This window comes from Streptomyces sp. NBC_00554 (assembly GCF_041431135.1).
Taxonomy (GTDB): Bacteria; Actinomycetota; Actinomycetes; order Streptomycetales; family Streptomycetaceae; genus Streptomyces.
In genome coordinates, this window is record NZ_CP107799.1 from 3,452,934 (window position 1) to 3,479,799 (window position 26,866).

Consider the following 26,866-nt stretch of genomic DNA (forward strand, 5'->3'; position numbering starts at 1 on the left):
AATCGGCCATCGCATATGCGCGATTCCGGGGTATGGTGGTAATGCGCCCGGCGACTATTCGACGGGCCGCATGAATGAGGATGCCCGGTCGGTGGCCCGATCGGCTCCGACCTGACAGCCCTCCACGTCGGTACGGCACATTGCGTACGACACCCGGAGGGAACCCTCAGTGGTACGAGAGCTCGAGCGTCGGCAGTGGTCCCATGCCACTCGGCCCGCCCGTCAAGAGCGGCCGACGTCCCCGGCACGGTCCCGTCACGACCCCCGCGCTCGCCTCGCACCGCGTACACAGAAGAGGCAGCACCCTGACTACGACTTTCCGCGATCTCGGGATCCTTTCCGAGACGGCCGAGGCCCTTGAGTCCGTCGGCATCATCAATCCCTTCCCCATCCAGGAGATGACGCTCCCCGTTGCCCTCTCCGGCAGCGACGTCATCGGCCAGGCCAAGACCGGCACCGGCAAGACGCTGGGCTTCGGTCTCCCGCTCCTCGAGCGCGTCACCGTCCCCGCGGACGTCGAGGCCGGCCGGGCACAGCCCGAGCAGCTCACCGACGCCCCGCAGGCCCTCGTCGTCGTCCCGACGCGCGAGCTGTGCCAGCAGGTCACGAACGACCTGCTGACCGCGGGCAAGGTCCGCAACGTACGCGTTCTCGCCATCTACGGCGGCCGTGCGTACGAGCCGCAGGTCGAGGCGCTCAAGAAGGGCGTCGACGTCATCGTCGGCACCCCGGGCCGTCTGCTGGACCTCGCGGGCCAGAAGAAGCTCAACCTGAAGCACATCCGGGCGCTCGTCCTGGACGAGGCCGACGAGATGCTCGACCTGGGCTTCCTGCCCGACGTCGAGAAGATCATGAACATGCTGCCGGCCCGCCGTCAGACGATGCTGTTCTCGGCGACCATGCCGGGCGCGGTCATCGGCCTCGCGCGCCGCTACATGTCGCAGCCCACGCACATCCGCGCCACCTCGCCCGACGGCGAGGGCGCGACGGTCGCGAACACCGCGCAGTTCATCTACCGCGCGCACAACATGGACAAGCCCGAGCTCGTCGCACGCATACTGCAGGCCGACGGCCGCGGTCTCGCGATGGTCTTCTGCCGCACCAAGCGGACGGCGGCGGACCTCGCCGACCAGCTCCAGCAGCGCGGCTTCGCCTCCGGCGCGGTCCACGGCGACCTCGGCCAGGGCGCCCGCGAGCAGGCGCTGCGCGCCTTCCGCAACGGCAAGGTCGACGTCCTCGTCTGCACCGACGTCGCCGCCCGCGGCATCGACGTCGAGGGTGTCACCCACGTCATCAACTACCAGTCCCCCGAGGACGAGAAGACGTACCTGCACCGCATCGGCCGTACGGGCCGCGCGGGCGCCAAGGGCATCGCCGTCACCCTCGTCGACTGGGACGACATCCCTCGCTGGCAGCTCATCAACAAGGCGCTGGACCTGGGCTTCCCGGACCCGCCGGAGACGTACTCCACGTCCCCGCACCTCTTCGAGGAGCTGAAGATCCCGGCCGGCACCAAGGGTGTCCTGCCGCGCTCCGAGCGCACCCGCGCCGGCCTCGCGGCCGAGCAGGTCGAGGACCTCGGCGAGACCGGCGGCCGTGGTGGCCCGCGTGGCCGCGGTGGCCGTTCCGCCGCCCCGGCCGCCGCTGCGCCTGCCGTCGAGCGTGAGCGCCCGGCGCGCACGCCGCGCCGCCGCCGTCGTACGCGCAACGGCGCACCGATGGACGAGGCCGCCACGACTCCCGAGGTGACGACCGAGGCCGTCGCCGAGGCGACCCCGACCGTGACCGAGCCCCGCACCCCGCGCCGCCGTCGCCGTACGCGCAACGGCGCGTCGGAGCCGGTCGCCGTGGCCGAGGCCGTTGCCGAGCCGTCGACCGCAGCGGCGGAGACCGCCGTGGCGACGGCCGAGGGCCTCACGGACGAGCCGGCCAAGCCGCGCCGCCGCCGCACCCGCAAGGCCGCGGAGCCGGTGGAAGCGACGGCCGAGAGCGTCGTGGCCGAAGCTGTCGCCGTCACCCAGGAAGCTGCCGAAGCCTCCGAAGCCCCCGAGGCCCCGGCCGCACCGCGCCGCCGCACCCGCAAGGTTGCGGAGACCGCGGTCGACACCGCTGAAGGTGTCACGGAGGCCGCGCCGCGGCGCCGTACCCGCAAGGTTGCGGAGACCGTGGTCGACACGGCGGAGGCCGTCACAGAGGCCCCCACCAAGCCGCGCCGCACCCGCAAGGCCGCGGCCCCCGCGGCCGAAGCCACCACCGAGGCGGAGCCCAAGCCGCGCCGCACCCGCGCCAAGGCCACGACCGAGGCGGCCGCCGAGGCCGCTGTGGACACGGCCGAAGCCGCTGAGGCCAAGCCGCGCCGTCGCACCCGCAAGGCCGCCACCGCGACCGTCGAGGCCGAGATTCCGGCCCAGACGGCCGAGGAGCCCGAGGCCGCGCCGCGCCGCCGTACCCGCAAGGTTGCGGAGACCGTGGTCGACACGGCGGAGGCCGTCACAGAGGCCCCCACCAAGCCGCGCCGCACCCGCAAGGCCGCGGCCCCCGTGGCCGAAGCCACCACCGAGGCGGAGCCCAAGCCGCGCCGCACCCGCGCCAAGGCCACGACCGCCACCGCCGCGGCCGCGGCCGTCGATGCCGAGATCCCGGCCCAGACGGCCGAGTCGAAGCCCCGTCGGCGCACCCGCAAGGCCGCTGCGACGGAGCCCTCCGAGGGCTGATCTCCTGCCCTTGCCCGATGGCCCGTTCCCACCTCGCGTGGGGCCGGGCCATCGGCGTTCCTACGGGCCGCCACCCGGGCTGGCGTAAGGGATGGTCTTTCGCCCCCTCCGCCCCTACCCAACCCGTACCTGGGGGCTCCGCCCCCAGACCCCCGTTCGCCCGAAGGGCTCGTCCTCAAACGCCGGACGGGCTGGATGGTGCCTCCCTGGGCTGAAAAGCGCAGCCCCCACGGGTGGGAGGGGGATCGGGACGGCACAGGCTCGTCCTCAAACGCCGGACGGGCTGGAGATACCTGACCCGGGCTGAAAGCGCAGCCCCCGCGGGTGGGAGGGGGATCGGGACGGCACCGCCCCGCCCACCGGACGCCGTAGGCGTTCGAGGAGCGGGCCCCCACCGGACACCCCGCAGCCGCCCACCGGCGTGGGTCGGGGGCGTGTCGGTACGTCCAAAGCCCGTCGCGTACGTTCGCGTCACCGGACGTTTCACTGCTCGGCCAACGTCTGATCCGGCGGCGACGGGCGGACGTACCGGCACGCCCCCGACCCACCACCCACCGGACGGCAGGCGCCCCCCTCCGGATAGCCTCAGCCCATGAGCAGGCCCATCACCTTCACCCCTCCCGCCGGCGCCCACGCCCACCGGCTCCAGACCGCGCGCGGCGAATTCGCCGTACTCGAAGCGGCAGCGCAGGGGCACCAGCGAGGGACCGTGCTCTTTCTGCCAGGGTTCACCGGCAGCAAGGAGGATTTCATCTCGCTGCACGAACCGCTCGCCGCGGACGGCTACCGCACGGTGGCCGTGGACGGCCGGGGCCAGCACGAGTCCCCCGGCCCACGGGACGACGAATCGGCGTACGCGCAGGGCGAGTTGGCTAGGGACGTCCTCGCCCAGGCGGACGCGGTAGGCACCCCCGTACACCTCGTAGGCCACTCCCTCGGCGGCCAGATCGCCCGCGCAGCCGTACTCCTGAACCCGGCCCCCTTCGTCTCCCTGACGCTCATCGCCTCGGGCCCCGCCCAGATCTCCGCCTCCCAGCAGCAGCGCGTCAAACTGCTCCGGGACGCGCTCACCGTGATGGACATGGCCCAGGTGTGGGAGGCGATCCAGGCGATGGAGCCGCCCGAGGACACCGACACCGGCGACCTCGACACGGGCCTCGACGACCGTGCCGACCTACGGCGCCGCTGGCTGGGCAACAGCCCCGCCCAGCTCATCGCGACCGGCCGCCAGCTGTGCACCGAGCCGGACCGCGTCGCCGAACTGGCAGCCGTCCCCCTGCCGAAGCACGTCCTGTCCGGCGACGAGGACAACACCTGGCCGCTCCCGCTCCTCGACGAGATGGCCGTACGCCTCAACGCCCGCCGCACGGTCGTCCACGGCTCGGAGCACTCCCCGAACACGGACCAGCCGGAGCAGACGGCCCGAGCCCTCGCGCACTTCTGGAACGACGTCCAGCGACCCTAGTACTGCGCCCGCAGGTGCTCCCAGAACCCGTCCCGCAGCGCCCGCCGCAGATCCGCCTGCCCCCGCAGGGAGTACTGCAGCAGCCCCTCCGCCTCGACCAGCAGATCCTGGTCGACCGAGCCGGGCAGATACGGATGCCCGGGCAGCAGGTCGACCAGCGCCTCCCGCCCCCGCGCGGCCAGCCACTTCGCGGCGACCTGCGCGCCCACGAACCGCACGTCGTCGCGCGTGGGCCGGGCCGCCGCCGTCGCGTCGTACGTGGTGCCGGTCCGCCGTGCCACGTACGGCTTGAAGAAGTCGAGGTCGAAGGTCCGCTGGCTGTCGACCTCCCAGAGCAGCGGCTCGGCCTGGTTGCGGCCCTCCGGCGCCTCGATGCCCCAGAGGTGGACCCGTGCCCCGTACCCCTGCGCCGCCTCGACCGCGGACACCAGGTCCTCGTCGCCGCCGAGCAGCGCGGCGTCGCTGATGGCGCGGTGCCGGGCGAGGGACTCCAGGTCGGACCTGATGAGTGAATCGACGCCCTTCTGCTGGTTGTTGGCGTTCAGGTTGCCCAACCGCACCTTGACGTCGGGCAGTTCGGCGATGGACTGCTGTTCCGCCGTGTGGATACGGCGCCGCGCGCCGTCGTACCAGTACACCCGGAGCAGCCTGCTGTCCGCGAAAATCGTGCGGGCCCGGTCGATGAGCGCCTCGATGAGACCTTCGGTGTCCAGGTCGAAGGAGCGACGGTCCTCGGTCCCGGCGACAAGCCGACCGGCGGCCGCGTACAGATATCCGGCGTCGACGAAGATCGCATGCGTGGAAGGCGTCTTCGCCACCTCGGCGAGCATGCGCTGGAGCAGCTCGTTGGTGCGGTCGATGCGGGCGCCGAGCGCCACGAGGTCGTCGTTCATCGCCTCCATTGTCCCGGCGGTCACGCTTCGAACACAACCGGTCCCGGTCAGTCCGCCACACACCCCGCCAGTCACCCCGCCAGTCACCCCGCCAAACCGCCCAGCTACCCACAGGTAATTAGCTTCTCGAAAAATTTCCTTAGCGTAGGGAATGTTTGTAACACGCATCCCGTTGAATCCGTATGGAGCGAGGGGCGCCGATGCCTCACGCACCACACACAAGTAGTTCTCCTCAGGAGGATGACCAGACGAAGGGAGAAGCCCATGCGCTTCGAAATCATGCGACTTGACGATGTCGACGGAACCCCCGTGGACAGCACCGTCGTAGACGCCGCCTCCGTCAACCGGATCGTTCAGCAGGCCGCCGCCATAGGACAGCGCCTCTGGATCCGCCCGGCCGACTCATCCGCTTCATAACACGCGGACAGACTTCAGAGCCCCGCACGGCAACCATGCCGTGCGGGGCTCTGCACATGTGGGCGCGACCGCTCAACTCCCCTGGATCACCTGCGTGACCCCGTTGATGATCTGCTGAACCGCGATCGCCGACAGCATCATGCCCGCGAGCCGCGTCACCAGCACCACACCGCCGTCCTTGATGACGCGGATGATCAGCAGCGAGTACCGCATCACGATCCACAACACGACGTGGATGGCGAGGATCGCGACCCACACGGACACCTGCATGGCAACGCTGTCGGCTTTCTGCACCGCAAGGATCACCGACACGATCGCGCCGGGGCCCGCGAGCAGCGGCATGCCCAGCGGTACGAGGGCGACGTTGACGTCCTTGGTCTGCTTCGGCTCGTCGGTCTTGCCGGTCAGCAGGTCGAGGGCGATCAGCAGGAGCAGCAGGCCGCCCGCGATCATCAGCGCGGGCACGGACACATGCAGGTAGTTCAGGATCTGGTGCCCGAGCAGCCCGAACACGGCGATCACTCCGCCGGCCACGCAGACGGCCTGGAAGGCCATCCGCTTCTGCACCTTGGCGGGGCGGCCCGCGGTGAGCGCGAGGAAGATCGGGGTGATCCCGGGGGGATCCATGATCACGAAGAGGGTGAGGAAGAGGGAGCCGAAGACAGCGACGTCGAACATGGGTGAGGCCTTGCGTGTATTGAGCGGGAAAACCAGGAAGAGCGAAACCAGGGAGGGGAACTACACGCCCTGGTCCCCGCCCGCCCCCGGCACCGGAAACGCCCCGGTGGCCCGCCGAGTGATCTCTCCGTACACCTCGGGATCGGTCGTGAACTCCCCGAGCAGGCACGTCTTTCGGCTGCCGTGGTAGTCGCTGGACCCGGTGGGCAGCAGCCCCAGTTCGGCCGCGAGCCCCCGCAGCCGCGCCCGAGTCTCCGGCTCGTGGTCCATGTGGTCCACCTCGATGCCGTCGAGCCCCGCGGCCGCGAGCTCCGCGATGGCGGCCTCCGGCACGGTCCGGCCCCGCTTGGCGGCGGCCGGATGCGCGAAGACGGCGACGCCGCCCGCACCCTTGATCAGCCGGATCGCCTCGAAGGGGTCGGTCTCGTGCTTCTCGACGAAGGCCCGGCCCCCGTCGGACAGCCACTGCTCGGTGAAGGCGTCGTTCACGGTCGGTACGACACCGAGCTCGACCAGGGCGGAGGCGATATGGGGCCGTCCCACCGAACCGTCGCCCGCGATGCGCGCCACCTGCGCCCAGGTGATCGGCACGCCGAGCTCCCGAAGCCTGGCGATCATGCCCTGGGCACGCGGCACCCGGTCGTCCCGTACGAGTTCGCGCTCGGCGAGCAGCCCGGGCTCCTCGGGGTCGAAGAGGTAGGCCAGCATGTGCATGCTGACGCCGTCCAGGCGGCAGGAGAGCTCGGCCCCGGTGACCAGCGTCAGCCCGGCAGGCAGCGCGTCGATCGCGTCGGCGTACCCGCGGGTCGTGTCGTGGTCGGTCAGCGCGACGACGTCCAGACCGGCGGCGGCAGCGTTGCGGACCAGCTCGGCCGGGGTGTCCGTACCGTCGGAGGCGGTGGAGTGGGCGTGCAGATCGATGCGCACTCGCGGACTCCTGGCGATGACGGGACGGAAGGGGACACCCAAGGATAACGGGAATCCCGCCTTCCCCTGTCACACCCGCACCTGGGCTGCGCCCCCTACGAACCGCCTGTGAGCCCTACGGTTCAAGAATCCGCGGCGACAACGCCCCACAAGGCAGCAGATCGACCTCGGCGCCCGCGTCCCGCAGATCCGTCAGCACGAGCTCGTCGTACATCAGCAGCCCCGACTGCTCGGGCCACACGACCGCCCACAGCCACAGCCCGCGCGCCTCGCCCGCGAAGACGGCGCGGTCGTCGGGGGCGCCGGCCACATGCCAGAGGGGGGTGGGGCGGCCGGCCGCGAGGACCTTCGCCTGGGGCGGTTTCTCGACGCTCATGTACGGGCCGGGGTCGGGCCCGTCGACACCTGCGTACCGCGCACCGAGGCCGACGCCGAGCTCCTCGGCGATGAGGACCAGCTCCCCTATGCCGCCGAGCGGTCCGGGTCCGGAGCAGGCGACGGCGGTCGCGCGCCCGCCGCTGCGGTCGTCACCGGCGAAGGCCGCGCCCGTGAACAGCCAGCCGACCGGCAGCGGCCACGGCATCCACACCGGCACCCGGGCGCGGTGCACCACTACACCGAGGGCCTCGACGCTGGGCGGGATCACGGGCTGCAGCGGGTGCACGGTCCCGTGCACATCGCACTGCCAGGAGTCGGCAAAGAGGCCGGGAGCCCTGACCCGGCCACCACACTTCGGGCAACTGGGTTCGCCCCTCATAGAGCCCAACGGTCCTCCCCGTCCTTCGCCGCGTCAAGGACGATCACCCGTCCGGCGTGTGCACATCACCCGGGACCGCTCCGCCGTCACCTCGAGAAACTAGATGCATCTTGCATTATTTAGTCGACCTAACTAATATGTGTATACGCCAACGATCTGGTCGAGGACTGCGAGGACCACACATGCGCACCACAGCAGGAGAAGCCGCCGAAGCGGACCCGTTCGACGCGGGAGCCGGCGGCATCCTGCGCCAGCCGAAGGCCGTCTGGGCGACGGCCGGGGCGTCCGTCGTCGCCTTCATGGGCATCGGGCTCGTCGACCCGATCCTGCCGTCCATCGCCAAGGGCCTGGACGCCACCACCAGCCAGGTCTCGCTGCTCTTCACCTCGTACTTCCTGATCACCGCCGTGGCGATGCTGGTGACCGGCTTCGTCTCCAGCCGCATCGGCGGCAAGAAGACCCTGCTGCTCGGCCTCGCGCTCGTCGTGGTCTTCGCGGGCCTCGCCGGCACGTCCGGGTCGGTCGGCGAACTCGTCGGATTCCGGGCCGGCTGGGGCCTGGGCAACGCGCTCTTCGTGTCCACGGCCCTCGCCGTCATCGTCGGCTCGGCGGCGGGAGGCAGCGCCGCGGCGATCCTGCTGTACGAGTCGGCCCTGGGCCTCGGCATGGCGTGCGGCCCCCTGCTGGGCGCGCTGCTCGGCAACGCCAGCTGGCGCTACCCCTTCTTCGGCACCGCGTTCCTGATGGCGGTCGGCTTCCTGTGCATCACGGCGTTCCTGAAGGAGCAGCCCAAGCCCGCGAAGAAGACCTCGCTGCTCGACCCGATCAGGGCACTGGGCCACGGCGGCCTCGCCTCGGCGGCCGTCTCGGCGTTCTTCTACAACTACACGTTCTTCACCGTGCTGGCCTTCACCCCGTTCGTACTGAACATGACCCCCTACAAGTCGGGCGCGGTCTTCTTCGGCTGGGGCCTGCTGCTGGCCCTCTTCTCGGTGATCGTGGCCCCGCGCATGCAGGCCCGGTTCGGCTCGCTGAAGGTGCTCGGCGGCTCGCTGATCCTGCTCGCCGCCGACGTCCTCGTCCTCGGGTACGGCAGCCACACCACCGCCGTCGTCTGCACGATCCTGTCCGGCGCCTTCATCGGCGTGAACAACACCGTCTACACGGAACTCGCCCTGGGCGTCTCGGACGCGCCGCGCCCGGTGGCCAGCGCCGGGTACAACTTCGTGCGGTGGTTCGCGGCCGCGGCGGCGCCGTACTTCGCGCCGAAGATCGAGGAGTGGAGCGACATCCACATCCCGTTCGTGGTCGCGGCCCTCACAGCGGTGATCGGCGCCGCGGTGGTCTTCGTACGGCGGGACGCGCTGACGCACGACGCCGAGGAGCTGGAGCCTCGGCACGCCACGGAGGACAGCGTCACCGTTTTTGCCAACTGACTGATTTCGGCCAGGGCCTGAGCCGGGATCAGCCAGATATGAGAAAGAACTCAGTCCAGCGGAACGGACTTGCGCAGCGGATCGCGCAGGTCCGTTCCACCGCTCAGCCAGCGCTCCTGGAGGGCGCCCGCGCCGTGCACCCGCTTCCACGCGGCCTCGTTCGGCGTCATGGGGAGCAGCGGCAGGAACCGTACGGGGTCGGCGGGCTCGTCCAGATCGAGGTCCTCCACCAAACCACCCGGCTCGGCGACCAGTACGGAGGTGAACGGCGCGCCGGGCCACAGGGGTTCGCCCACGTCGAGCGAGGCGCCGGGAGCCACGATCAGGCCCTCGACCTGCGGAGACGCGGCGAGTACGGCGAGCGGGCGGAGCACCTTGTCGGTGTCGGCGGCGCCGGCGCGCACGGAGAGGATCAGCTCGGCGCGCGGGCCTTTCACGGGGTCGGCGACGACCGAGGTGGGGTCCGCCATCGGCTGGGCGGACATGCCGAGCGTCGCGTAGCGGACGATGTCGCCCTCGGTGAAACGCAGCACTTCGACACGGTCGGTGCCGAGGAAGGTGACCGCGGCCCGCGCGTCGGATTCGCCCAGCGCGGAACGCAACCGGGCCTCGACCAGAGGAAGAACATCAGCCATGAACCGAGCATAGAACTCGTCAGGAGCGCGCAAAGCGGCACGTTGACGCTTCGGTGCGCTGATAGTCTTGGCCGCTGGCCGGGGCAGCACGCAGAAGCGTCGCTCTCAAGTCCCGGCCCACTGAGGCTGACTCCCCCCGACGGGGGAACTGTCCGACTCCCCTGTGGAGGGAGCTGGACCCCCTACGGGGGATGGATCGTCCCTCACGGGGGACCGACCGGAGGAGGTGGGGCTGCAATGGACCGAAGTCATCCGTGCAGTACTACCCGCTCTTCCGGTCGCTGAGTTCTTTAGCTGGCTCTGTAGTCCTGCTGGCTGTCGCCTCCTGCGAAACATGTGCATACGTGTCAGCGTTGCCCGGTGCACCACGGAAGAGCGCTTCGTTCCCGCCTGATCCGTCCGATCCGAACGTGATCCGTCTGATCGAGACGTGATCTGCCTGATCCGAGTCAGTAGCGAAGCTGCCACCGCGACGGTGCGGTGCTCCCCGCTTTGTGGACGTGCCAAACATCCGCAGTCAGGACGTCCCCATTCCGGGTAGTTCCAACCGTCGCCGGCCGCCTCCGTTGCGAAGGAGCCTGCCCATGTCGATGATTCGTGACCTCCGTGCCGCGGTCCGCCCCCGTCCCTCGCTGCGCAAGGACAGTGGCTCGTACGACACCACCCGTGACCCCGGGACCCCCTCCGCCGTGGTCGACTGCGCCATCTACCGCGACGGTGCGCGCGTCGAGACCCGCGAGCCACTGACGCCCCACCAGGCGATGCGCCAGGTGCACCGTGACGGCGGCTTCGTGTGGATCGGCCTGCACGAGCCGACGGAGGCCGAATTCTCCGGTATCGCAAGCGAGTTCGGGCTGCACCCGCTCGCCGTCGAGGACGCGGTCCAGGCCCACCAGCGGCCCAAGCTGGAGCGGTACGACGACTCCCTCTTCACCGTCTTCAAGACCATCCACTACGTCGAGCACGACCAGCTGACCGCCACCAGCGAGATCGTCGAGACCGGCGAGGTCATGTGCTTCACCGGGCGGGACTTCTTCATCACCGTCCGGCACGGCGGGCAGGGTTCGCTGCGGGCGCTGCGGCACCGGCTCCAGGACGACCCCGAGCTGCTCGCCAAGGGGCCCTCCGCCGTGCTGCACGCCATCGCCGACCATGTCGTCGACGGGTACATCGCGGTCGCCGACGCCGTGCAGGACGACATCGACGAGGTCGAGACCGAGGTCTTCTCGCCGGGCCGCAAGGGCACCCCGCGCGGCACGGACGCCGGGCAGATCTACCAGCTCAAGCGTGAGGTGCTGGAGTTCAAGCGGGCGGTGTCGCCGCTGCTGCGCCCCATGCAGCTGCTGAGCGAGCGGCCGATGCGGCTGATCGACCCCGACATCCAGAAGTACTTCCGCGATGTCCACGACCACCTCGCCCGGGTGCAGGAGCAGGTCCTCGGCTTCGACGAGCTGCTCAACTCGATCCTCCAGGCCAACCTCGCGCAGGCGTCCGTCGCGCAGAACGAGGACATGCGCAAGATCACCTCCTGGGCGGCGATCATCGCCGTACCGACGATGGTGTGTGGCGTGTACGGCATGAACTTCGAGCACATGCCCGAGCTGCACTGGCGGTACGGCTACCCGGTGATCCTGGGCGTCACGGTCGCCATCTGTCTGGGGATCCACCGCACGCTGAAGCGCAACGGCTGGCTGTGACCCCGGCTGGATAGTGTTGCCCCCATGACGGAACAGCTGCTCGACCGGGCCCTCGTCGAGGAAGCCACCAAGAAGTCCGGGCTGATCTGGGTGCGGGGCAACGGGGTGCCGGTGCTCCACGGCCAGGGCGACGGAGCACCCTCGCGCGCGCTGTGGCACGTGTGGCACGACGGCGGGGCCTGTCTGATCGGCGACGGGCCCGGCGAGCAGCCGCTGCCGGGTCTGGTCGACGGGGGCGACGCGGTCGTCACCGTACGCAGCAAGGACAAGGGCGGGCGCCTGGTGTCCTGGGCGGCGAAGGTCGTGGAACTGACGCCCGCTTCCCCGGAGTGGGAGGAAGCGGTCGCCGAGCTCAAGGGCAAGCGCCTGAACGCCCCCGACGGCGAGGCCATGACCGGGCGCTGGGCCCGGGAGTGCCGGGTGCTCCGCCTCGAGCCGACGGGCGGCACCTCCGAGCTCCCCGACGGCTCGCTCTCCGCGCCGCCGCTGCCCACCCCCGCCACCACCCGGCAACCGGCCCCGGGGGCCCTGCCCGGCCTTCTCTTCAAGAAGCGCAGGCGGCGCTAGGTCTACCGCTGGGTCTACGAGGACGGCAGCTGCTGCCCGTAGTCCACCGTCTCGTTCTTGGAGGGCTCCTCCAGGGCGAAGTCCTTGCCCCAGTCCGTGAGGCGGAGGGTGCCGGCGTTGCCCGCGCGGACCAGGCGGAGGGGGTACGCGGTTCCCTCCAGGGAGACGTCCAGGGAGCCGCCCGAGCCGTCGCCGCCGGTGATGCGGAAGGTGCGGGTGCCGGACTGCTCGTGGTAGCCGTCGGTCGCGAGGGCGCCCTGCAGGGTGAGCAGGCCGTCGAGGAGGACGTTCTTGTCGGTGAAGCCGCTGAAGCGCTTGTAGGTGGGGTCATCCGTCGGGACCTTCACGTACTTGCCGTCGAGCTTGTCGGCGACGGCCGTGTCCGCCGAGGAGGCGCCGCCCTTGCCGTCCTGGTCGGTCCAGAAGTCGGCGTCGGCCTTCAGGTAGAGGTGCTCGCCGACCCGCAGCAGCCGGAAGGTCGACTCCTTCGAGGTGACGGAGCCGGTGCCGCCGTCGCCCTTGAGGCGCATGTCGAGGGTGTACGTGGTCCCGTTGGTCACGACGGTCCCGGCGAGCCGTACCGTCTCCGCGGCGTCGGCCGCCTTCTTCGTCTTCGCCTGGATCTGGGCGGCGGTCAGTTTGCCGACCCCGTTCGTGCCCGCGTCCGGGTCGTCACTGCCGCACCCCGTCAGTCCTGTCCCCGTCACTACCAGTGCGCACATCGCGCTCACCAGTGCGGCCCTGCGGGTACGACCCTGGGGAATTGCAGTCACAGGTGGGACGCCTTTCGTGCGGGGGTCCGGGCGGCGGCGTAGGGCAGCGTACCGGTGCTCCCGGGGCCCCGCGGAAGGGGTCCGTCCGGAGCGCCCACCAGGGCGTATCCGACCGGGACGGGCTAGCCTGAAGCCCACCCGAGCGGACAAAACGGCAGGAACAGGAGGCGCGCGCATGGCCGCAGGCGCCCCCCGGATCTTCGTCTCGCACCTCGCCGGCGTCGCCGTGTTCGACCCGAACGGTGACCAGGTGGGCCGTGTGCGGGACCTGGTCGCCATGCTGCGTGTCGGGCGCCGGCCGCCCCGGCTGCTCGGCATCGTCGTCGAACTGTCCACGCGCCGCCGCATCTTCCTGCCCATGACCCGGGTGACCGGCATCGAGAGCGGCCAGGTCATCACCACCGGCGTCCTCAACGTGCGCCGCTTCGAGCAGCGGCCCACCGAGCGGCTCGTGTTCGGCGAGCTCCTGGACCAGCGCCTCACGCTCGTCGAAGGGGGCGAGGAGGTGACCGTGCTCGACGTGGCCATCCAGCAGCTTCCGGCGCGGCGCGACTGGGAGATCGACCGGGTCTTCGTCCGCAAGGGCCGCGGCGGGGCGTTCAGGCGCACCAAGGGCGAGACCCTGACCGTCGAGTGGTCCGCCGTCACCGGGTTCTCGCTGGACGAGCAGGGACAGGGCGCCGAGAGCCTGCTCGCCACCTTCGAGCAGCTGCGCCCCGCCGACCTCGCGAACGTCATGCACCACCTGTCGCCGAAACGGCGCGGGGAGGTGGCCGCCGCACTCGACGACGACCGCCTCGCCGACGTACTCGAACAGCTCCCCGAGGACGACCAGATCGAGATCCTCGGCAAGCTCAAGGAGGAGCGCGCGGCCGACGTCCTGGAGGCGATGGCCCCGGACGACGCGGCCGACCTGCTCGCCGAACTGCCCGAGGACGACGTGGAGCGGCTGCTGACGCTGATGCGGCCCGGCGACGCGGCCGACGTACGGCGGCTGATGGCGTACGAGGAGCGGACCGCCGGCGGTCTGATGACGACCGAGCCCATCGTGCTGCGGCCCGACGCGACGATCGCCGACGCGCTCGCCCGGGTCCGCAACCCCGACCTCTCCCCCTCACTCGCCGCCCAGGTGTACGTGTGCCGCCCGCCGGACGAGACACCCACCGGCAAGTACCTGGGCACCGCGCACTTCCAGCGGCTGCTGCGCGACCCGCCGTACACCCTGGTCAGCTCGATCCTCGACGGCGATCTGCAGCCCCTCTCTCCGGATGCCGCGCTGCCCGTCGTCGCCGGGTTCTTCGCGACGTACGACATGGTGGCGGCGCCCGTCGTCGACGAGAGCGGCTCGCTGCTGGGCGCGGTGACCGTGGACGACGTACTGGACCACATGCTGCCCGAGGACTGGCGCGAGACGGAGTTCCACCTCGACGAAGACGACGAGGGGGCGGCCGATGGCGGCTGAACGCGAGGCGCGGGAACGCACCGCCTCCGGGGCGACCGCGGCCCCCCGGTCGCGCAACCGGCTCGACCAGCCGAAGCTGCCGGGCCGCAGGCTCCTGCCGGAGTGGGACCCGGAGGCGTTCGGACGGTTCTCGGAGCGGATCGCGCGGTTCCTGGGCACCGGGCGGTTCATCGTCTGGATGACCGTCGTCGTGGTCGTGTGGGTGCTGTGGAACGTCTTCGCGCCGCGTGACCTGCGCTTCGACAACTACCCGTTCATCTTCCTGACGCTGATGCTGTCGCTCCAGGCCTCCTACGCCGCCCCGCTGATCCTGCTCGCGCAGAACCGCCAGGACGACCGCGACCGCGTCAACCTGGAACAGGACCGCAAGCAGAACGAGCGGTCCATCGCGGACACCGAGTACCTCACCCGGGAGATCGCCACGCTGCGTATCGGCCTCGGCGAGGTCGCCACCCGCGACTGGATCCGCTCCGAACTGCAGGACCTGGTCAAGGAGCTGGAGGAGCAGCGTGTGGACGGGCATCGCGTATTCCCGTCCGAGGCCGCTCGGGGACGTGACACAGACGACCTGTGACGGGGCTTTCCGGGGCCCATGGGGTGCCCCGTACCATCGACGGTATGGCGGCTATGGAAGACGCGGTGCGTGAAGCACTGGCGACGGTGAACGATCCCGAGATCCAGCGACCCATCACCGAACTGGGGATGGTCAAATCTGTTGAGATCGGTGCGGACGGTGCGGTCGCGGTCACTGTCTATCTGACCGTCTCCGGCTGCCCGATGCGCCAGACCATCACGGACACCGTGACGGCGGCTGTCGCGGCGGTCGAGGGCGTCACGCACGTCGACGTGACCCTCGACGTGATGGGCGACGAGCAGCGCCGCGAGCTCGCGGCCGCGCTGCGCGGCGGGACGGCCGAGCGCGAGGTCCCCTTCGCCCAGCCGGGCTCGCTCACCCGCGTGTACGCGGTCGCCTCCGGCAAGGGCGGCGTCGGCAAGTCCTCGGTGACGGTGAACCTGGCGGCGGCGATGGCCGCCGACGGCCTCAAGGTCGGTGTCGTCGACGCGGACATCTACGGCCACTCCGTGCCCCGCATGCTGGGCGTCGACGGCAAGCCCACCCAGGTCGAGAACATGATCATGCCGCCGTCCGCGCACGGTGTGAAGGTCATCTCGATCGGCATGTTCACGCCGGGCAACGCGCCCGTCGTCTGGCGTGGCCCGATGCTCCACCGCGCCCTCCAGCAGTTCCTGGCGGACGTCTTCTGGGGCGACCTGGACGTCCTCCTCCTGGACCTCCCGCCGGGCACCGGCGACATCGCGATCTCGGTCGCGCAGCTCGTCCCGAACGCCGAGATCCTCGTCGTGACGACTCCGCAGCAGGCCGCCGCCGAGGTGGCCGAGCGCGCGGGCTCCATCGCCGTCCAGACCCACCAGAAGATCGTCGGCGTCGTCGAGAACATGTCCGGCCTGCCCTGCCCGCACTGCGGCGAGATGGTCGACGTCTTCGGCACCGGCGGCGGCCAGTCCGTCGCCGAGGGCCTGACCCGCACCACGGGCACCAACGTCCCGGTCCTCGGCAGCATCCCGATCGACGTCCGCCTCCGCGAAGGCGGCGACGAAGGCAAGCCGGTGGTCCTGACCGACCCCGACTCCCCGGCGGGCGCCGCCCTACGATCAATCGCAGGAAAACTCGGCGGCCGAGCCCGAGGCCTCTCGGGCATGTCCTTGGGCATCACCCCGAGGAACAAATTCTGAGCAGGTGACGGGAGACGCCCCTTTAGGGGCGCGGGGAACTGCGCGAGCAACCACGACGCACCCGCAGGTTCAAACGCTCCAGAGCACCTCGGATCGCATACGGGGATGGGGGCGCCGTCACTCAAGACGGCGCCCCCATCCCCGTATGCCCGCCGCCTAGGCGTACGCGCCGATGTCCTTGATCATTGAGAACCCAAGACCATACGCACTCATCCCCCGCCCGTACGCGCCCACATGCACGCCCTCCTGGGTGGAACCCGCAAGCACCCAGCCGAACTCGGACTCGCGGTAGTGGAAGGGCGTGGGAACGCCGTCCACGGGGAGGGACAGGGAGGACCAGTCGGAGCCGGTCAGGTCGTCGGCCAGGACCCACGCCGTTTCCGTCTGCTGGTCCAGCCAGTCGTCCCGGAGGGTGTGGTCCATCTGGCCGGGCCAGGTGAAGGACAGCAGCCCCACTCCCGCGAGCCAGGCCGCGGAGGAGACCGAGGTGGCCTCCAGCAGGCCCGTACCGTCCGCGCTGCGGCGTACGGGGCTGGCCGCGACGGTGACCACCACCGCGAAGCGTTCCTTGTCCTCCGTCGTCTCACCGCGCACGGTGGGCTCTTCACCGTGCCCGATCGAACCGTGCTCGACGGCACCGTCCGCCGAGGTACCCACCTGCATCAGCCAGCGCGGCCCCGTGAAGGCCTCGTCGAGGCCGTACCAAGGGAAGGGCGCCAGCAGGTAGCCGTCGACCGTGCGCCGGGCGGAGGGGACCTGTTGTCCGCCCTCCGCGGCCGGCGCCTGCGCGCCTACCCGACTTGTCGTCTCCATCTGCCGGACGCCTCCTAGCTCTCGTCGGACCGACGGGCCCGCCCCCCTCGGGCGTCCGTATCGGTCCGCACAACAACTGGGCAGCATAGCCACACCGCTCCGAGCAGCCGGGAAACCGCCCGGCGCGTGGGTACGTTTTCAGGCCGCGTGAGACTCAGCTCACGTGCGGCACGAGCCGTGTACGGCTCAGGTGGCGTCCGCGTCGAAGGGCGGGCGCTCGTCCTTGGCGAGGTCGAGCTTCTCGCGCTTCTTCGTCATGTCGACGGAGCCGCCGGACGGGGTGGCCGACGATTCGGACTCGCGGCCGTGCACCGCGTCCGTGACCTCGGCCATCTCCTTCTTCAGGTCGAAGCCGTTGCGGATTTCCTTGAGCCCCAGCTCGTCATTGTCCAGCTGCTTGCGGATGAACGTCTTGGGGTTGAGGTCCTCGAACTCGAAGTCCTTGAACTCCGGACCGAGTTCCTCGCGGATGTCCGCCTTGGCGCTGTCCGAGAACTCACGGATCTTGCGGATGGTGCGCGTGACATCCTGGATCAGCTTGGGGAGCTTGTCCGGACCGAAGACGAGCACGGCGAGGACAACGAGCGCCACGACCTCGAGCGGTCCTATGTCATTGAACACCTGAAGCTCCTTGCGATGTCCTCGGTCCTCGGCCCTCGGCAGGTCTTCCGTGGTCCGGGCCGTGTCCACGGTACCCGGCCATCCTGTCCGTCCGGAACTGTCCCGGGGCTTCCGGGTTCATGTACACGGCGAGTTTTCCGCGAAGTTTGCCGTTCAGGGCGGACCCGGCCCGACTTTCTGTGAAGTTCCTGTCAGTTGCTGTCGGCCGAGCCGAGGACCAGGCTGATCTGCTTCTCCGTGCCGCCTCGCAGGACGGTCAGCCGGAGCGTGTCGCCGGGGCGGTGCGCGCGGGTCTTCACGATGAGCTCCTCACCGGAGTGCACGGGACGGCCGTCGATCTCGGTGATGATGTCGCCCGGCTCGATGCCCGCCTTGGCGCCGGGGCCGCCCTCGGTGACCGCCGGGCCGCCGTCGCCGCTCTGCGTCCCGACCTTGGCGCCGTCGCCCGTGTAGTCCATGTCGAGCGTCACGCCGATCACGGGGTGGGTCGCCTTGCCGGTGTTGATCAGCTCCTCGGCGACGCGCTTGCCCTGGTTGATGGGGATGGCGAAACCGAGCCCGATCGAACCGGACTGACCGCTCTCCAGGCCGGAGCCGCTGTCGGCGGAGCGGATGGCGCTGTTGATGCCGATGACCTGGGCCTTGGAGTCGAGAAGGGGTCCGCCGGAGTTGCCGGGGTTGATGGGAGCGTCGGTCTGCAACGCGTCCACGTAACTGACGTCGCTCCCGTCGCCGCTCTCCCCGCCCGCCGTGATAGGCCGCTCCTTGGCGCTGATGATGCCGGAGGTGACGGTGTTGGCGAGGTCGAAGGGGGCGCCGATGGCGACGACCGGGTCGCCGACCTGGACGTTGTCGGAGTTGCCGAGCGGCATGGGGTCGAGGCCACTGACGCCGGTCACCCGGACGACGGCGAGGTCGTACCCGCTGTCGCGCCCGACGACCTTGGCCTTTGCCGTGTCGCCGCTGCTGAACGTCACGGATATCTCGCCGTTGTCGGCGGCCGGTTCGACCACGTGGTTGTTGGTGAGGATGTGCCCCTGGCCGTCGAGCACGAAGCCGGTGCCGGTGGCCTCCTCTTCGGCGCCGCTGACATGCAGGGTGACGACGCTGGGCAGCGCCTGGGCGGCGATCCCGGCCACGCTGTCCGGAGCCCGCTCCGGGACCTCCCTCACGGCCTGCGGCAGCTCGATGTCACTCCCCCCGCCGTTCCGCTCCAGATAGGCCCCTACGGTCCCTCCGACGCCTCCGGAGACCAGAGCGATCACCACGGCCCCGAGGACCAGCACCTTGGTCGCCCGCTTGCGACGCTGGGCCTTGGTGGCCACGGCCGCGCCGTTCTGCTGGAGGGGGCCGGGGGCGGCCCAGGGGTCGTAGTTCTGCCAGGGGGAGGGAGAGGCGGCGGCGGGCGGCTGGTGGCCCGGGCTCTGCGCGAAGGCCGCGGGCACGGGCACGGGGGGTACGTGTGTGTCCTGAGCCGGGGGCGCCGCCGGGACGTGGGTGCCGTGCGCGGGCGTGGCCGCGGGGTGCTGGACGGGCGGGGCCGGCGCCCAGGGGCCCGGTTCGCCGTAGGGCGGGGTGCTGTAGGGGTCGGGGTCGTGCAGAGGCTTGGGACGGTCGGCGGGGGCCTGATCGTCAGGGACAGCCTCGGAAGGAAGGGGGGTGGGGGAAGCGGGGGGAACAGCGGGAAGGCCGTTGGGAGGAGCTGCAGGAACGACCGGAAGGCCGGCGTCAGGAACGGCAGAGAGGTCGGTGGGCGGAGAGATGGGGATGCCGTCCGACTCGCTGTCGTGGTGGGCCGGAGCAGCAGGACGGGCCAACTCGAAGTCGCCGTCGGCGTCGACGCCGGACCCCGTCGAGTCGGCGTGGACGCCGAACCCCGTCGAGTCGGCATCGGCGCCGGACCCCGCCAACTCACCGCCGCCGAGAGGCCGGTCCAGCTCGAAATCGCCCTCGGCCATCCGTACGTCCTCGGGCGAGCCCGCCCCGGCATCCCCCGGGGGGACCGGTGGCCGGGGTCGGCTCCACCACTTCGCCTTCGTGGGCTTCCCCTCGTTCATGCTCTCCCCACACCTGGCCCCCGGGCACAACTCACCGACGGTTGCCACAGATTGTCGACTCCGCGTCCGGAATCCCTCCGGCGGACGCGGCCCACCCCGGATTCAACCAGGTTCACGGGCCGCCGCGCAGAGGGCGGGGTCAGCGGAGGGTGCCTGAGGAGGGGGAGGTGGGGGACGGGGAGGAAGAGGGGGACGAGAGGGGGGCGGGGGCGGCGAGCAGGCCCGGAGTCGTGACGTCCGGGGCTGTGGACCACGAGGTCAGCGCGATCGGCTCGACCTCGGTGAACGGACGTATGAGCGGGGACATCACGGCGGCACCGGCGACCATGGGGGCCGTCAGTGTGTGCATGACCTCCTGGGCACGGTCGGGCGGAGCGGGGACTCCGGGGAGCAGCGGCGCGGACACCTCGGTGGGCGCCACCGCGCTCTGGCCGAGCGTCCGCTCGCCCTGTGCGAGCAGTGGCCCGACGGACCGGCGTCGCTGGGACTCGGGAGCAGTCGAGGCCCCCGCGCCCGGCGGACGCGTCGGCGTCACATTGCTTCCGGTACCGGATTCGCCCCGCGCGGCCGTGGTGTCACCGGTGGTCCCGGTCGACACCCCGCCGAGCGCGACGGCGGCAAGCGACACCGCTCCGGCCGCGGCGAAAGCGAAACGCAGCCCGCGTGAGGCCGACCGCTCGGCCTCGTGACGGCTGACGTCATGGATGCGGAAGCCGCGCCCCGAGGAAGGGGGCAGCACGTCGGCGTGGGGTTCGGCGGGGACGTAACCGAACGGCTCGCCCCTCACTCCGAAGACGCCGGTGCCGGCGGAGCCACCGGGGATTCTTCCGCCGAAGGCACCCCCGCCCAACGGCGAGCCCATGCCCGCGTCGGAGTCGCCTCCACCGGGGAGCCCTTGGAGGCGGGCCAGGAAGCTCTCGGAGGGCGGCGGCGGGGCCATCTCCGCGAACACGTTCTTCAGTCGGCGCTGGGCGGCCGCCTCGGCCTTGCACTTCGCACAGGTGGCGAGGTGGGCCAGGACGCGCTCGCGCGACTCATGACCGAGCTCTCCGTCCACGAGGGCGGACAGTCGGTCTCCCAGATGCTGATCGGCAACGCGCCGCTGGGCAGGGTTCGGCCGTGATCCACTCACGCGGTCGCGCCCCCTCCTCCCAGCGCGGGCACACCGGTGACCGCGAAGCCGCGGCGCTCGGCACGGGCCTCGGGAGACCGGTGTGCGAGGGCCTTGCGCAGCTGCGAGCGGCCACGGTGGATCCGGCTGCGGACCGTGCCGAGCTTGACGCCCAGGGTCGCGGCGATCTCCTCGTACGAAAGTCCCTCGATGTCACAGAGGACGACTGCGGCGCGGAACTCGGGCGCGAGGGTGTCCAGCGCCTGCTGGACGTCCGCGTCGAAGTGCGCGTCGTTGAAGACCTGCTGCGGGGACGGCTCACGGCTGGGCAGTCGCTCGGCCGCGTCGTCGCCGAGGGCGTCGAAGCGGATGCGCTGCTTGCGGCGCACCATGTCCAGGAAGAGATTCGTGGTGATGCGGTGCAGCCAGCCCTCGAAGGTGCCGGGCGTGTAGGTCGACAGGGAGCGGAAGACACGGACGAAGACCTCTTGTGTCAGGTCCTCGGCATCGTGCTGGTTGCCCGTCAGGCGGTAGGCGAGCCGGTAGACCCGGCCGCTGTGCGTGCTGACGATCTCCTCCCAGGTGGGCGGAGTCCACGCCTGCGACTCCGCGTCGGTGGAAAACGTCGCGGTCTGCCCGGAGTCGGCACTGTGGATACGGTCAGCGGTGTTGGTCACGGATTTCGGCTCACCCGCCGACCTGAGAAAGCGCCGCAGCACTCCTCCCCGATCCACAGGCGCAGCCGCACCTCCCCTGTCGGCTCTGGTGGTGTCCAGTGGAGCCCCTACCATAGCCACCTCGCCCGTTAGCTCCGGATAAGCGGTTTTACGAGAATTTGATACGTGCTCATATCGCTGCGTCAGCACTTGCTCGGCGTCCTGATCCACGTGCTTCCCCCCAGTGCGTTTCCCCACCCCTCTAAACGCCTGGTCCCATCTGCGGGTTCCCGGCACCAACGGATACAGTCACGGCCAGGCAACTACGGGGACAGGAGAGGGTCATTACCGGCAACCGGCAGCCAAGCTGGGCGGCGTTCGCCGACGCCTTTGTCGCCGAGGACGAAGCACTGCTCTGGGCCCGGGACCGGGCCCAGGAAGCAGGGCTGCGCTCGGTGTCGCCCGGTACAGGCGCCGCGCTGCGGTTGCTCGCCGCCACCGTGGACGCGAAAGCGGTGGCGGAGATCGGGACCGGGACCGGAGTCTCCGGAATCCATCTCCTCAACGGCATGCGGCCGGACGGGGTACTGACCACCGTGGATCCGGAGCCGGAGCGCCAGCAGTTCGCGCGCCAGGCCTTCCGCGCCGCCGGTTTCGCCAGCAACCGCGCCCGCTTCATCCCGGGCCGCGCCCTCGACGTCCTGCCCCGGCTCGCGGACTCCGGGTACGACCTCGTCTTCTGCGACGGCGACCGTCTGGAGTGCCTGGACTACTTCGCTGAATCGTTGCGCCTGCTTCGTCCGGGCGGGCTCGTCGTCTTCGAGGGCGTCTTCGCGGACGGCCGCACGGTGGACGCGGGACCGCAGCCGGCGGAGGTCGGGCGACTGCGGGAGCTGCTGCGCGCAGTGCGCGAGAGCCAGGATCTGGTGCCCTCGCTACTGCCCGTGGGCGACGGCCTGCTGTGCGCGGTCAAGCGCTGATCCAGGGCACCCGCCCGGGCCTCTGACCAGGGGTTACGTCGGTCCCGTACCCATGAAAAACAGCTGCCCCGGCACCGCGTACGATGCCAGGGCAGCTGTAGGGGTATGGTCGCGTCCCGCGTCAGCCGACGACCTTCTTGAGGGCGTCGCCGAGCGCGTCGGCCTCGTCAGGGGTCAGCTCGACGACGAGCCGACCGCCGCCTTCGAGCGGAACGCGCATGACGATGCCCCGCCCCTCCTTGGTCACCTCGAGCGGGCCATCGCCCGTCCGCGGCTTCATGGCCGCCATGCTCGTTCCCCTTCCTGAAACCAGCTCATCGTCGCCGACGGCCCCTTAGAAGGGCACGCCCGTCCCCTCATAGGACACGCGTCACCGGCATCGAACACATTGCTTCCAGGCCATTATCCCGCATCTCAGGACCCGATGACCAACATCAGTCGGCATCGCTTGCGCAACGCGCTTGAGCAAAACCACTCAATTCGGCGATGTGACTGCGATACTGCGCCGCCGCACGACCCTCCAAGGTCACGAATTCTTTGACGCAGGTCACATGTCCGAGCGGCTCCAGTGTCAGTGATCTCCGTCATGCTGTCCTCGGAAGCAGGACGTACCGGCGGGTAGGCGGGTACGCCGGAGCCGCGACACCGGAGGGGACCCACCATGGCCGACACCGTGCTCTACGAGGTGAGCGACGGACTCGCGACGATCACGCTGAACCGCCCCGAGGCGATGAACGCGATGAACATCGCGACCAAGGTCGCCTTCCGGGACGCGGCAGAGGCCGCCGCCTCCGACGACTCCGTACGGGCCGTGCTGCTGACCGCCGCCGGTGACCGGGCGTTCTGCGTGGGCCAGGACCTCAAGGAACACGTAGGCGGGCTGCTCGCGGCCCGCGAGTCGGGCGCCGGCGAGGGGGTCATGAGCACCGTGCAGGAGCACTACAACCCGATCGTGCGGGCCCTGACCGGGGCGGCGAAGCCGGTGGTGGCCGCGGTGAACGGCGTCGCGGCGGGGGCCGGGTTCGGCTTCGCGCTCGCGGCGGATTACCGGATCGTGGCCGATACGGCTGCGTTCAACACGTCGTTCGCCGGGGTCGCGCTGACCGCCGACTCCGGTATCTCCTGGACGCTGCCTCGGGTCGTCGGCCCGAGCCGTGCCGCCGATCTGCTGCTCTTTCCGCGCAGCATCAGCGCTCAGGAGGCGTACGAGCTGGGGATTGCGAACCGGCTCGTGCCCTCCTCGGAGCTGGCCGCCGAGGCTGTGAAGGTGGCCCGTGCGCTGGCCGAGGGGCCGACGCTGGCGTATGCCGCGCTGAAGGAGTCCCTTGCCTATGCCCTCTCCCACTCCCTGGACGAGTCCCTGGAGAAGGAGGACGAGCTTCAGTCCCGGGCGGGGGCGTCTGAGGATCACTTGATCGCTGTGCAGGCGTTCGTGAACAAGGAGAAGCCGAAGTACTTGGGGCGGTGACGGTTTGATGGGGCGCTGCGGGCCGGGTGTGGCTGGTCGCGCCCACGCGGCGGAGCCGCACAATGTCACAGCCCCGCGCCCCTACGGGGCGCTCCTGGACGTGCAATCTGCCAAGTGGTCGTTGACCAGGCCGCATGCCTGCATCAAGGCGTATGCCGTTGTCGGGCCCACGAAGCGGATGCCGCGTTTTTTGAGGGTCTTGGAGAGGGCGGTCGACTCGTCGGTGACGGCCGGGACGTCGGCCAGCCTCTTCGGGGCCGGGCGGGTGGCCGGGGCGAAGGACCAGATCAGCTCGTCCAGCTCGCCCGGTGCCCAGTCGGTCAGCACGCGCGCGTTGGCGACTGTCGCCTCGATCTTGGCGCGGTTGCGGATGATGCCCGGGTCGGCGAGCAGGCGCTCCTTGTCCGCGTCGGTGAAGGTCGCCACCTTGGCGATCTCGAAGCCGGCGAAAGCGGCCCGGAACCCCTCGCGGCGGCGCAGGATGGTGATCCAGGACAGGCCCGACTGAAAGGCCTCCAGGCACAGCCGCTCGTACAGCGCGTCGTCGCCGTGGACCGGGCGGCCCCATTCCTCGTCGTGGTACGCCACGTAGTCCTCGGTCGACAGCGCCCAGGGGCAGCGCAGCGCGCCGTCCGGGCCCGCGAGTGCGTCGGTCACTGGTGATCCTCCTCGGCGTGCTTGTGCAGCGAGGTGGAGGGTGCAGTGGACGCCCTGGCGCCGTCGAGCGCGGCCTCCAGGTCGGCGATACGGGCGTCCCGCTCGGCGATCTCGGCGCCGAGGCGGCCGAGGGCGTCATCGACGTCCGCCATGCGGTAGCCGCGTACGGCGAGCGGGAAGCGCAGCGTCTCGACATCCTCCCGATTCACCGGCCGGTCCAGCGGAAACGGGTCCACCAGGCGCTCCGGTCCGGCCTCGGGTAGGGGCGCGCTCTCGCCGCCGCCCACCACGGCCACTGTCACCGCGGCGACCACAACGGCGAGCGCGACGACCAGGAACAAGAACATGAACATCGCTGAGGTCCCCACGCTCTGGTGCCGACGCGGGGCGCGTCGGCGTGGATAGCGCTGCAGCGGACAGTGCTGAAGCGGTTGGTGCTGAAGCTGAAGTGTCGGGTCCGATCGTGCCATGCGAGTCTGACAGTTAGGGTCGCAGGCGGCTCATCAGCGGGACTTACTGGGAGAGGTCACAGGGGATGCTCAGGCTCGGCAGGCATGAATTCGACCCGCATGAGCCGGTGATCATGGCCATTGTGAACCGGACCCCCGACTCCTTCTACGACCAGGGGTCCACGTTCCGCGACGAGCCCGCGCTCGCCCGCGTGGAGCAGGCGGTGTCCGAGGGCGCTGCCATCATCGACATCGGCGGGGTCAAGGCGGGGCCGGGGGAAGAAGTGACCGCCGACGAGGAGGCGCGTCGTACGGTCGGTTTCGTCGCCGAGGTGCGGCGGCGGTTTCCCGACGTGATCATCAGCGTCGACACCTGGCGGCACGAGGTCGGCGAGGCGGTCTGCGAGGTGGGGGCGGATCTGCTCAACGACGCGTGGGGCGGGGTGGATCCGCGGCTGGCCGAGGTGGCCGCGCGGTACGGGGTGGGGCTGGTGTGCACCCATGCCGGGGGCTCCGAGCCGCGTACGCGTCCCCATCGGATCGCGTACGACGATGTCGTGGCCGACATTCTCCGGGTGACCCTCGGTCTTGCCGAGCGGGCGGTGTCCCTTGGGGTGCCTCGGGAGTCCGTTCTGATCGATCCCGGGCACGACTTCGGGAAGAACACGCGGCACAGTCTGGAGGCGACTCGGCGTCTCGGCGAGATGGTGTCCACCGGGTGGCCCGTGCTTGTCTCGCTCTCCAACAAGGACTTCGTGGGCGAGACGTTGGACAAGCCGGTGAAGGAGCGGGTGGTGGGGACGCTGGCGACGACTGCCGTTTCGGCTTGGCTGGGGGCTCAGGTGTACCGGGTCCATGAGGTCGCGGAGACGCGGCAGGTGCTGGACATGGTCGCGGCCATCGCCGGACACCGGCCACCGGCTGTGGCTCGGCGGGGGCTGGCGTAGGGGGTTTCTTCGCCCCCTCCGCCCCTGCCCGTCCCGTACCTGGGGGCTGCCGCCCCCAGACCCCCGCTTTCGGCCTGAACGGCCTCGTCCTCAAACGCCGGACGGGCTGAAAAGCTCTACCGCCCCGCCTCCTTCGACACCAACGACACCGCCTCGTCCACGTCGTCCGTCAGGTGGAACAGCAGCAAGTCCTTCTCGGATGCCTTGCCCTGGGCGATGAGGGTGTTCTTGAGCCAGTCGACCAGGCCGCCCCAGTACTCGGTGCCGAAGAGGACGATGGGGAAGCGGGTGACCTTCTGGGTCTGGACCAGGGTCAGGGCCTCGAAGAGTTCGTCCAGTGTGCCGAGTCCGCCGGGGAGGACCACGAAGCCCTGCGCGTACTTGACGAACATCATCTTGCGGACGAAGAAGTACCGGAAGTTGAGGCCGATGTCGACGTACTGGTTGAGGCCCTGCTCGAAGGGCAGCTCGATGCCGAGGCCGACGGAGATGCCCTTGGCCTCGCAGGCGCCCTTGTTGGCGGCTTCCATGGCGCCCGGGCCACCGCCGGTGATCACGGCGAAGCCTGCCTCGACGAGACCGCGGCCGAGTGCCACGCCCGCCTCGTACTCGGGCGAGTCCGCCTTCGTACGGGCGGATCCGAACACACTGATCGCGGGCGGGAGTTCGGCCAGCGTGCCGAAGCCTTCGATGAATTCGGACTGGATGCGGAGGACCCGCCAGGGGTCGGTGTGCACCCAGTCGGAGGGCCCGCCCGCGTCCAGGAGGCGCTGGTCGGTTGTGCTCGCCTGCACCTGATCCCGCCTGCGCAGCACCGGTCCCAGGCGCTGTTCCTCCGGTGGCCGCCTCTTGCCCTCGGGGTTGCCAGTAGCCATGTGCGCTCCCTCCGCTTGCGGTCGTTCCACCCCAGCGTAGATCTACGCGGGTTACG

General features: G+C 70.4%; 27 protein-coding genes and 1 pseudogene. 13 read left to right on the forward strand and 15 right to left on the reverse strand.

What is annotated here, in order from left to right; all coding sequences use genetic code 11:
- Window positions 1-203 precede the first annotated feature (203 nt).
- Together OG266_RS14810 and OG266_RS14815 are read left to right on the forward strand one after the other, a co-directional pair.
- Window positions 204-2,714, forward strand: a complete 2,511-nt coding sequence (locus OG266_RS14810; RefSeq protein WP_371546074.1) for a DEAD/DEAH box helicase — start codon at window positions 204-206, stop codon at window positions 2,712-2,714.
- 592 nt (window positions 2,715-3,306) lie between these two features.
- Entirely contained in the window at window positions 3,307-4,179 is an 873-nt protein-coding gene (locus OG266_RS14815; RefSeq protein ID WP_371546075.1) for an alpha/beta fold hydrolase, read from the forward strand.
- On the opposite strand, the gene OG266_RS14820 is transcribed toward OG266_RS14815, so the two are convergent.
- Window positions 4,176-5,072 carry an NYN domain-containing protein gene (locus tag OG266_RS14820; RefSeq protein ID WP_329545652.1) on the reverse strand — a complete coding sequence of 299 codons (897 nt, stop codon included), beginning with the start codon at window positions 5,070-5,072 and terminating at the stop codon, window positions 4,176-4,178. The two genes, OG266_RS14815 and OG266_RS14820, sit on opposite strands and share 4 nt — an antisense overlap.
- Before the next feature lie 264 nt (window positions 5,073-5,336).
- Between OG266_RS14820 and OG266_RS14825 the strand changes: the two genes are divergently transcribed.
- Window positions 5,337-5,489: a hypothetical protein gene (locus OG266_RS14825; RefSeq protein WP_105968294.1), complete on the forward strand. Its 153-nt coding sequence runs from the start codon at window positions 5,337-5,339 to the stop codon at window positions 5,487-5,489.
- Window positions 5,490-5,561: 72 nt separating this feature from the next.
- Here the strand turns inward: OG266_RS14825 and OG266_RS14830 are convergent, their stop codons facing one another.
- The 3 genes from OG266_RS14830 to OG266_RS14840 all read right to left on the reverse strand — a co-directional run bounded on the left by OG266_RS14830 (window position 5,562) and on the right by OG266_RS14840 (window position 7,851).
- Complete coding sequence (locus tag OG266_RS14830) at window positions 5,562-6,167, reverse strand: MarC family protein (RefSeq protein ID WP_371546077.1); 606 nt, start codon at window positions 6,165-6,167, stop codon at window positions 5,562-5,564.
- Window positions 6,168-6,227: 60 nt separating this feature from the next.
- A complete protein-coding gene (locus tag OG266_RS14835; RefSeq protein WP_371546079.1) occupies window positions 6,228-7,094 on the reverse strand; it encodes a PHP domain-containing protein in 867 nt (288 codons plus the stop codon).
- Between the two features lie 115 nt (window positions 7,095-7,209).
- The gene (locus tag OG266_RS14840; protein ID WP_266454696.1) at window positions 7,210-7,851 is read right to left on the reverse strand and encodes a DUF6758 family protein; all 642 of its coding nucleotides are present in this window, start codon (window positions 7,849-7,851) and stop codon (window positions 7,210-7,212) included.
- 182 nt (window positions 7,852-8,033) lie between these two features.
- Between OG266_RS14840 and OG266_RS14845 the strand changes: the two genes are divergently transcribed.
- The gene (locus tag OG266_RS14845; protein ID WP_266454699.1) at window positions 8,034-9,287 is read left to right on the forward strand and encodes an MFS transporter; all 1,254 of its coding nucleotides are present in this window, start codon (window positions 8,034-8,036) and stop codon (window positions 9,285-9,287) included.
- A 50-nt stretch (window positions 9,288-9,337) separates the two neighbouring features.
- Here the strand turns inward: OG266_RS14845 and OG266_RS14850 are convergent, their stop codons facing one another.
- Complete coding sequence (locus OG266_RS14850; protein WP_266454701.1) at window positions 9,338-9,922, reverse strand: suppressor of fused domain protein; 585 nt, start codon at window positions 9,920-9,922, stop codon at window positions 9,338-9,340.
- Window positions 9,923-10,506: 584 nt separating this feature from the next.
- Here OG266_RS14850 and OG266_RS14855 point away from each other — a divergent pair.
- Entirely contained in the window at window positions 10,507-11,619 is a 1,113-nt protein-coding gene (locus OG266_RS14855) for a magnesium and cobalt transport protein CorA (RefSeq protein ID WP_266454704.1), read from the forward strand.
- Window positions 11,620-11,643: 24 nt separating this feature from the next.
- Window positions 11,644-12,186, forward strand: coding sequence for a hypothetical protein (locus OG266_RS14860; protein WP_371546082.1), 543 nt, complete (start codon window positions 11,644-11,646; stop codon window positions 12,184-12,186).
- Window positions 12,187-12,200: 14 nt separating this feature from the next.
- Here the strand turns inward: OG266_RS14860 and OG266_RS14865 are convergent, their stop codons facing one another.
- On the reverse strand, window positions 12,201-12,959 hold the full coding sequence (locus OG266_RS14865; RefSeq protein WP_371546084.1) for a hypothetical protein: 759 nt from the start codon (window positions 12,957-12,959) through the stop codon (window positions 12,201-12,203).
- 175 nt (window positions 12,960-13,134) lie between these two features.
- Between OG266_RS14865 and OG266_RS14870 the strand changes: the two genes are divergently transcribed.
- From OG266_RS14870 to OG266_RS14880, 3 genes are read left to right on the forward strand one after another with little or no spacing between them, the layout of a single operon-like run.
- Window positions 13,135-14,421, forward strand: coding sequence for a magnesium transporter MgtE N-terminal domain-containing protein (locus tag OG266_RS14870; RefSeq protein WP_266454718.1), 1,287 nt, complete (start codon window positions 13,135-13,137; stop codon window positions 14,419-14,421).
- A complete protein-coding gene (locus tag OG266_RS14875; RefSeq protein ID WP_266454721.1) occupies window positions 14,411-14,995 on the forward strand; it encodes a DUF1003 domain-containing protein in 585 nt (194 codons plus the stop codon). The genes OG266_RS14870 and OG266_RS14875 overlap by 11 nt, the downstream gene beginning before the upstream one ends.
- A 44-nt stretch (window positions 14,996-15,039) precedes the next feature.
- A complete protein-coding gene (locus tag OG266_RS14880; RefSeq protein ID WP_329545659.1) occupies window positions 15,040-16,176 on the forward strand; it encodes an Mrp/NBP35 family ATP-binding protein in 1,137 nt (378 codons plus the stop codon).
- Window positions 16,177-16,332: 156 nt separating this feature from the next.
- Here the strand turns inward: OG266_RS14880 and OG266_RS14885 are convergent, their stop codons facing one another.
- The 5 genes from OG266_RS14885 to sigE all read right to left on the reverse strand — a co-directional run bounded on the left by OG266_RS14885 (window position 16,333) and on the right by sigE (window position 21,497).
- Entirely contained in the window at window positions 16,333-16,989 is a 657-nt protein-coding gene (locus tag OG266_RS14885; RefSeq protein WP_266454727.1) for a hypothetical protein, read from the reverse strand.
- A 186-nt stretch (window positions 16,990-17,175) separates the two neighbouring features.
- Window positions 17,176-17,610, reverse strand: a complete 435-nt coding sequence (locus OG266_RS14890; RefSeq protein WP_266454729.1) for a sec-independent translocase — start codon at window positions 17,608-17,610, stop codon at window positions 17,176-17,178.
- 191 nt (window positions 17,611-17,801) lie between these two features.
- Window positions 17,802-19,667 (reverse strand): trypsin-like peptidase domain-containing protein, encoded by a 1,866-nt coding sequence (locus OG266_RS14895; protein WP_371546086.1) that lies wholly within the window; start codon window positions 19,665-19,667, stop codon window positions 17,802-17,804.
- Between the two features lie 139 nt (window positions 19,668-19,806).
- Window positions 19,807-20,799 (reverse strand): zf-HC2 domain-containing protein, encoded by a 993-nt coding sequence (locus OG266_RS14900; RefSeq protein ID WP_371546088.1) that lies wholly within the window; start codon window positions 20,797-20,799, stop codon window positions 19,807-19,809.
- Window positions 20,796-21,497 carry an RNA polymerase sigma factor SigE gene (gene sigE, locus OG266_RS14905; protein ID WP_266463759.1) on the reverse strand — a complete coding sequence of 234 codons (702 nt, stop codon included), beginning with the start codon at window positions 21,495-21,497 and terminating at the stop codon, window positions 20,796-20,798. The genes OG266_RS14900 and sigE overlap by 4 nt, the downstream gene beginning before the upstream one ends.
- A gap of 215 nt (window positions 21,498-21,712) precedes the next feature.
- On the opposite strand from sigE, the gene OG266_RS14910 reads away from it, so the two are divergent.
- Window positions 21,713-22,414 (forward strand): O-methyltransferase, encoded by a 702-nt coding sequence (locus OG266_RS14910; protein WP_323178306.1) that lies wholly within the window; start codon window positions 21,713-21,715, stop codon window positions 22,412-22,414.
- Between the two features lie 121 nt (window positions 22,415-22,535).
- Here OG266_RS14910 and OG266_RS14915 read toward each other — a convergent pair whose 3' ends face one another.
- On the reverse strand, window positions 22,536-22,703 hold the full coding sequence (locus tag OG266_RS14915; protein ID WP_003966491.1) for a DUF3117 domain-containing protein: 168 nt from the start codon (window positions 22,701-22,703) through the stop codon (window positions 22,536-22,538).
- A 372-nt stretch (window positions 22,704-23,075) separates the two neighbouring features.
- On the opposite strand from OG266_RS14915, the gene OG266_RS14920 reads away from it, so the two are divergent.
- Window positions 23,076-23,882 (forward strand): enoyl-CoA hydratase/isomerase family protein, encoded by an 807-nt coding sequence (locus tag OG266_RS14920; protein ID WP_371546090.1) that lies wholly within the window; start codon window positions 23,076-23,078, stop codon window positions 23,880-23,882.
- 81 nt (window positions 23,883-23,963) lie between these two features.
- Here OG266_RS14920 and OG266_RS14925 read toward each other — a convergent pair whose 3' ends face one another.
- Window positions 23,964-24,539, reverse strand: a complete 576-nt coding sequence (locus tag OG266_RS14925; protein ID WP_371546092.1) for a DNA-3-methyladenine glycosylase I — start codon at window positions 24,537-24,539, stop codon at window positions 23,964-23,966.
- Window positions 24,536-24,892: a DivIVA domain-containing protein gene (locus OG266_RS14930; protein WP_266454746.1), complete on the reverse strand. Its 357-nt coding sequence runs from the start codon at window positions 24,890-24,892 to the stop codon at window positions 24,536-24,538. Before OG266_RS14930 ends, OG266_RS14925 begins: the two co-directional genes overlap by 4 nt.
- 182 nt (window positions 24,893-25,074) lie before the next feature.
- Here OG266_RS14930 and folP point away from each other — a divergent pair, with 182 nt between their 5' ends.
- Both folP and OG266_RS14940 read left to right on the forward strand, forming a co-directional pair.
- Window positions 25,075-25,935 (forward strand): dihydropteroate synthase, encoded by an 861-nt coding sequence (folP, locus tag OG266_RS14935; protein WP_371546095.1) that lies wholly within the window; start codon window positions 25,075-25,077, stop codon window positions 25,933-25,935.
- Window positions 25,890-26,059 (forward strand): annotated as a pseudogene (locus OG266_RS14940) (cobyrinic acid a,c-diamide synthase); the annotation flags it as partial. The gene folP and the pseudogene OG266_RS14940, both read left to right, overlap by 46 nt.
- Here the strand turns inward: OG266_RS14940 and OG266_RS14945 are convergent.
- A complete protein-coding gene (locus tag OG266_RS14945) occupies window positions 26,052-26,810 on the reverse strand; it encodes a TIGR00730 family Rossman fold protein (protein ID WP_266454751.1) in 759 nt (252 codons plus the stop codon). The pseudogene OG266_RS14940 and the gene OG266_RS14945 sit on opposite strands and share 8 nt — an antisense overlap.
- Between the last annotated feature and the right edge of the window lie 56 nt (window positions 26,811-26,866).

Bases quoted from the DNA above. Each gene is read 5' to 3' on its own strand.
- OG266_RS14895 (WP_371546086.1), bottom strand. From the start codon at position 19,667: ATGAACGAGGGGAAGCCCACGAAGGCGAAGTGGTGGAGCCGACCCCGG.
- folP (WP_371546095.1), top strand. From the start codon at position 25,075: ATGCTCAGGCTCGGCAGGCATGAATTCGACCCGCATGAGCCGGTGATC.
- OG266_RS14825 (WP_105968294.1), top strand. From the start codon at position 5,337: ATGCGCTTCGAAATCATGCGACTTGACGATGTCGACGGAACCCCCGTG.
- OG266_RS14830 (WP_371546077.1), bottom strand. From the start codon at position 6,167: ATGTTCGACGTCGCTGTCTTCGGCTCCCTCTTCCTCACCCTCTTCGTG.
- OG266_RS14815 (WP_371546075.1), top strand. From the start codon at position 3,307: ATGAGCAGGCCCATCACCTTCACCCCTCCCGCCGGCGCCCACGCCCAC.
- OG266_RS14945 (WP_266454751.1), bottom strand. From the start codon at position 26,810: ATGGCTACTGGCAACCCCGAGGGCAAGAGGCGGCCACCGGAGGAACAG.
- OG266_RS14855 (WP_266454704.1), top strand. From the start codon at position 10,507: ATGTCGATGATTCGTGACCTCCGTGCCGCGGTCCGCCCCCGTCCCTCG.
- OG266_RS14850 (WP_266454701.1), bottom strand. From the start codon at position 9,922: ATGGCTGATGTTCTTCCTCTGGTCGAGGCCCGGTTGCGTTCCGCGCTG.
- OG266_RS14840 (WP_266454696.1), bottom strand. From the start codon at position 7,851: ATGAGGGGCGAACCCAGTTGCCCGAAGTGTGGTGGCCGGGTCAGGGCT.
- OG266_RS14875 (WP_266454721.1), top strand. From the start codon at position 14,411: ATGGCGGCTGAACGCGAGGCGCGGGAACGCACCGCCTCCGGGGCGACC.
- OG266_RS14880 (WP_329545659.1), top strand. From the start codon at position 15,040: ATGGCGGCTATGGAAGACGCGGTGCGTGAAGCACTGGCGACGGTGAAC.
- OG266_RS14920 (WP_371546090.1), top strand. From the start codon at position 23,076: ATGGCCGACACCGTGCTCTACGAGGTGAGCGACGGACTCGCGACGATC.
- OG266_RS14915 (WP_003966491.1), bottom strand. From the start codon at position 22,703: ATGGCGGCCATGAAGCCGCGGACGGGCGATGGCCCGCTCGAGGTGACC.
- OG266_RS14860 (WP_371546082.1), top strand. From the start codon at position 11,644: ATGACGGAACAGCTGCTCGACCGGGCCCTCGTCGAGGAAGCCACCAAG.
- OG266_RS14820 (WP_329545652.1), bottom strand. From the start codon at position 5,072: ATGAACGACGACCTCGTGGCGCTCGGCGCCCGCATCGACCGCACCAAC.
- OG266_RS14810 (WP_371546074.1), top strand. From the start codon at position 204: ATGCCACTCGGCCCGCCCGTCAAGAGCGGCCGACGTCCCCGGCACGGT.
- OG266_RS14930 (WP_266454746.1), bottom strand. From the start codon at position 24,892: ATGTTCATGTTCTTGTTCCTGGTCGTCGCGCTCGCCGTTGTGGTCGCC.
- OG266_RS14885 (WP_266454727.1), bottom strand. From the start codon at position 16,989: ATGGAGACGACAAGTCGGGTAGGCGCGCAGGCGCCGGCCGCGGAGGGC.
- OG266_RS14870 (WP_266454718.1), top strand. From the start codon at position 13,135: ATGGCCGCAGGCGCCCCCCGGATCTTCGTCTCGCACCTCGCCGGCGTC.
- OG266_RS14845 (WP_266454699.1), top strand. From the start codon at position 8,034: ATGCGCACCACAGCAGGAGAAGCCGCCGAAGCGGACCCGTTCGACGCG.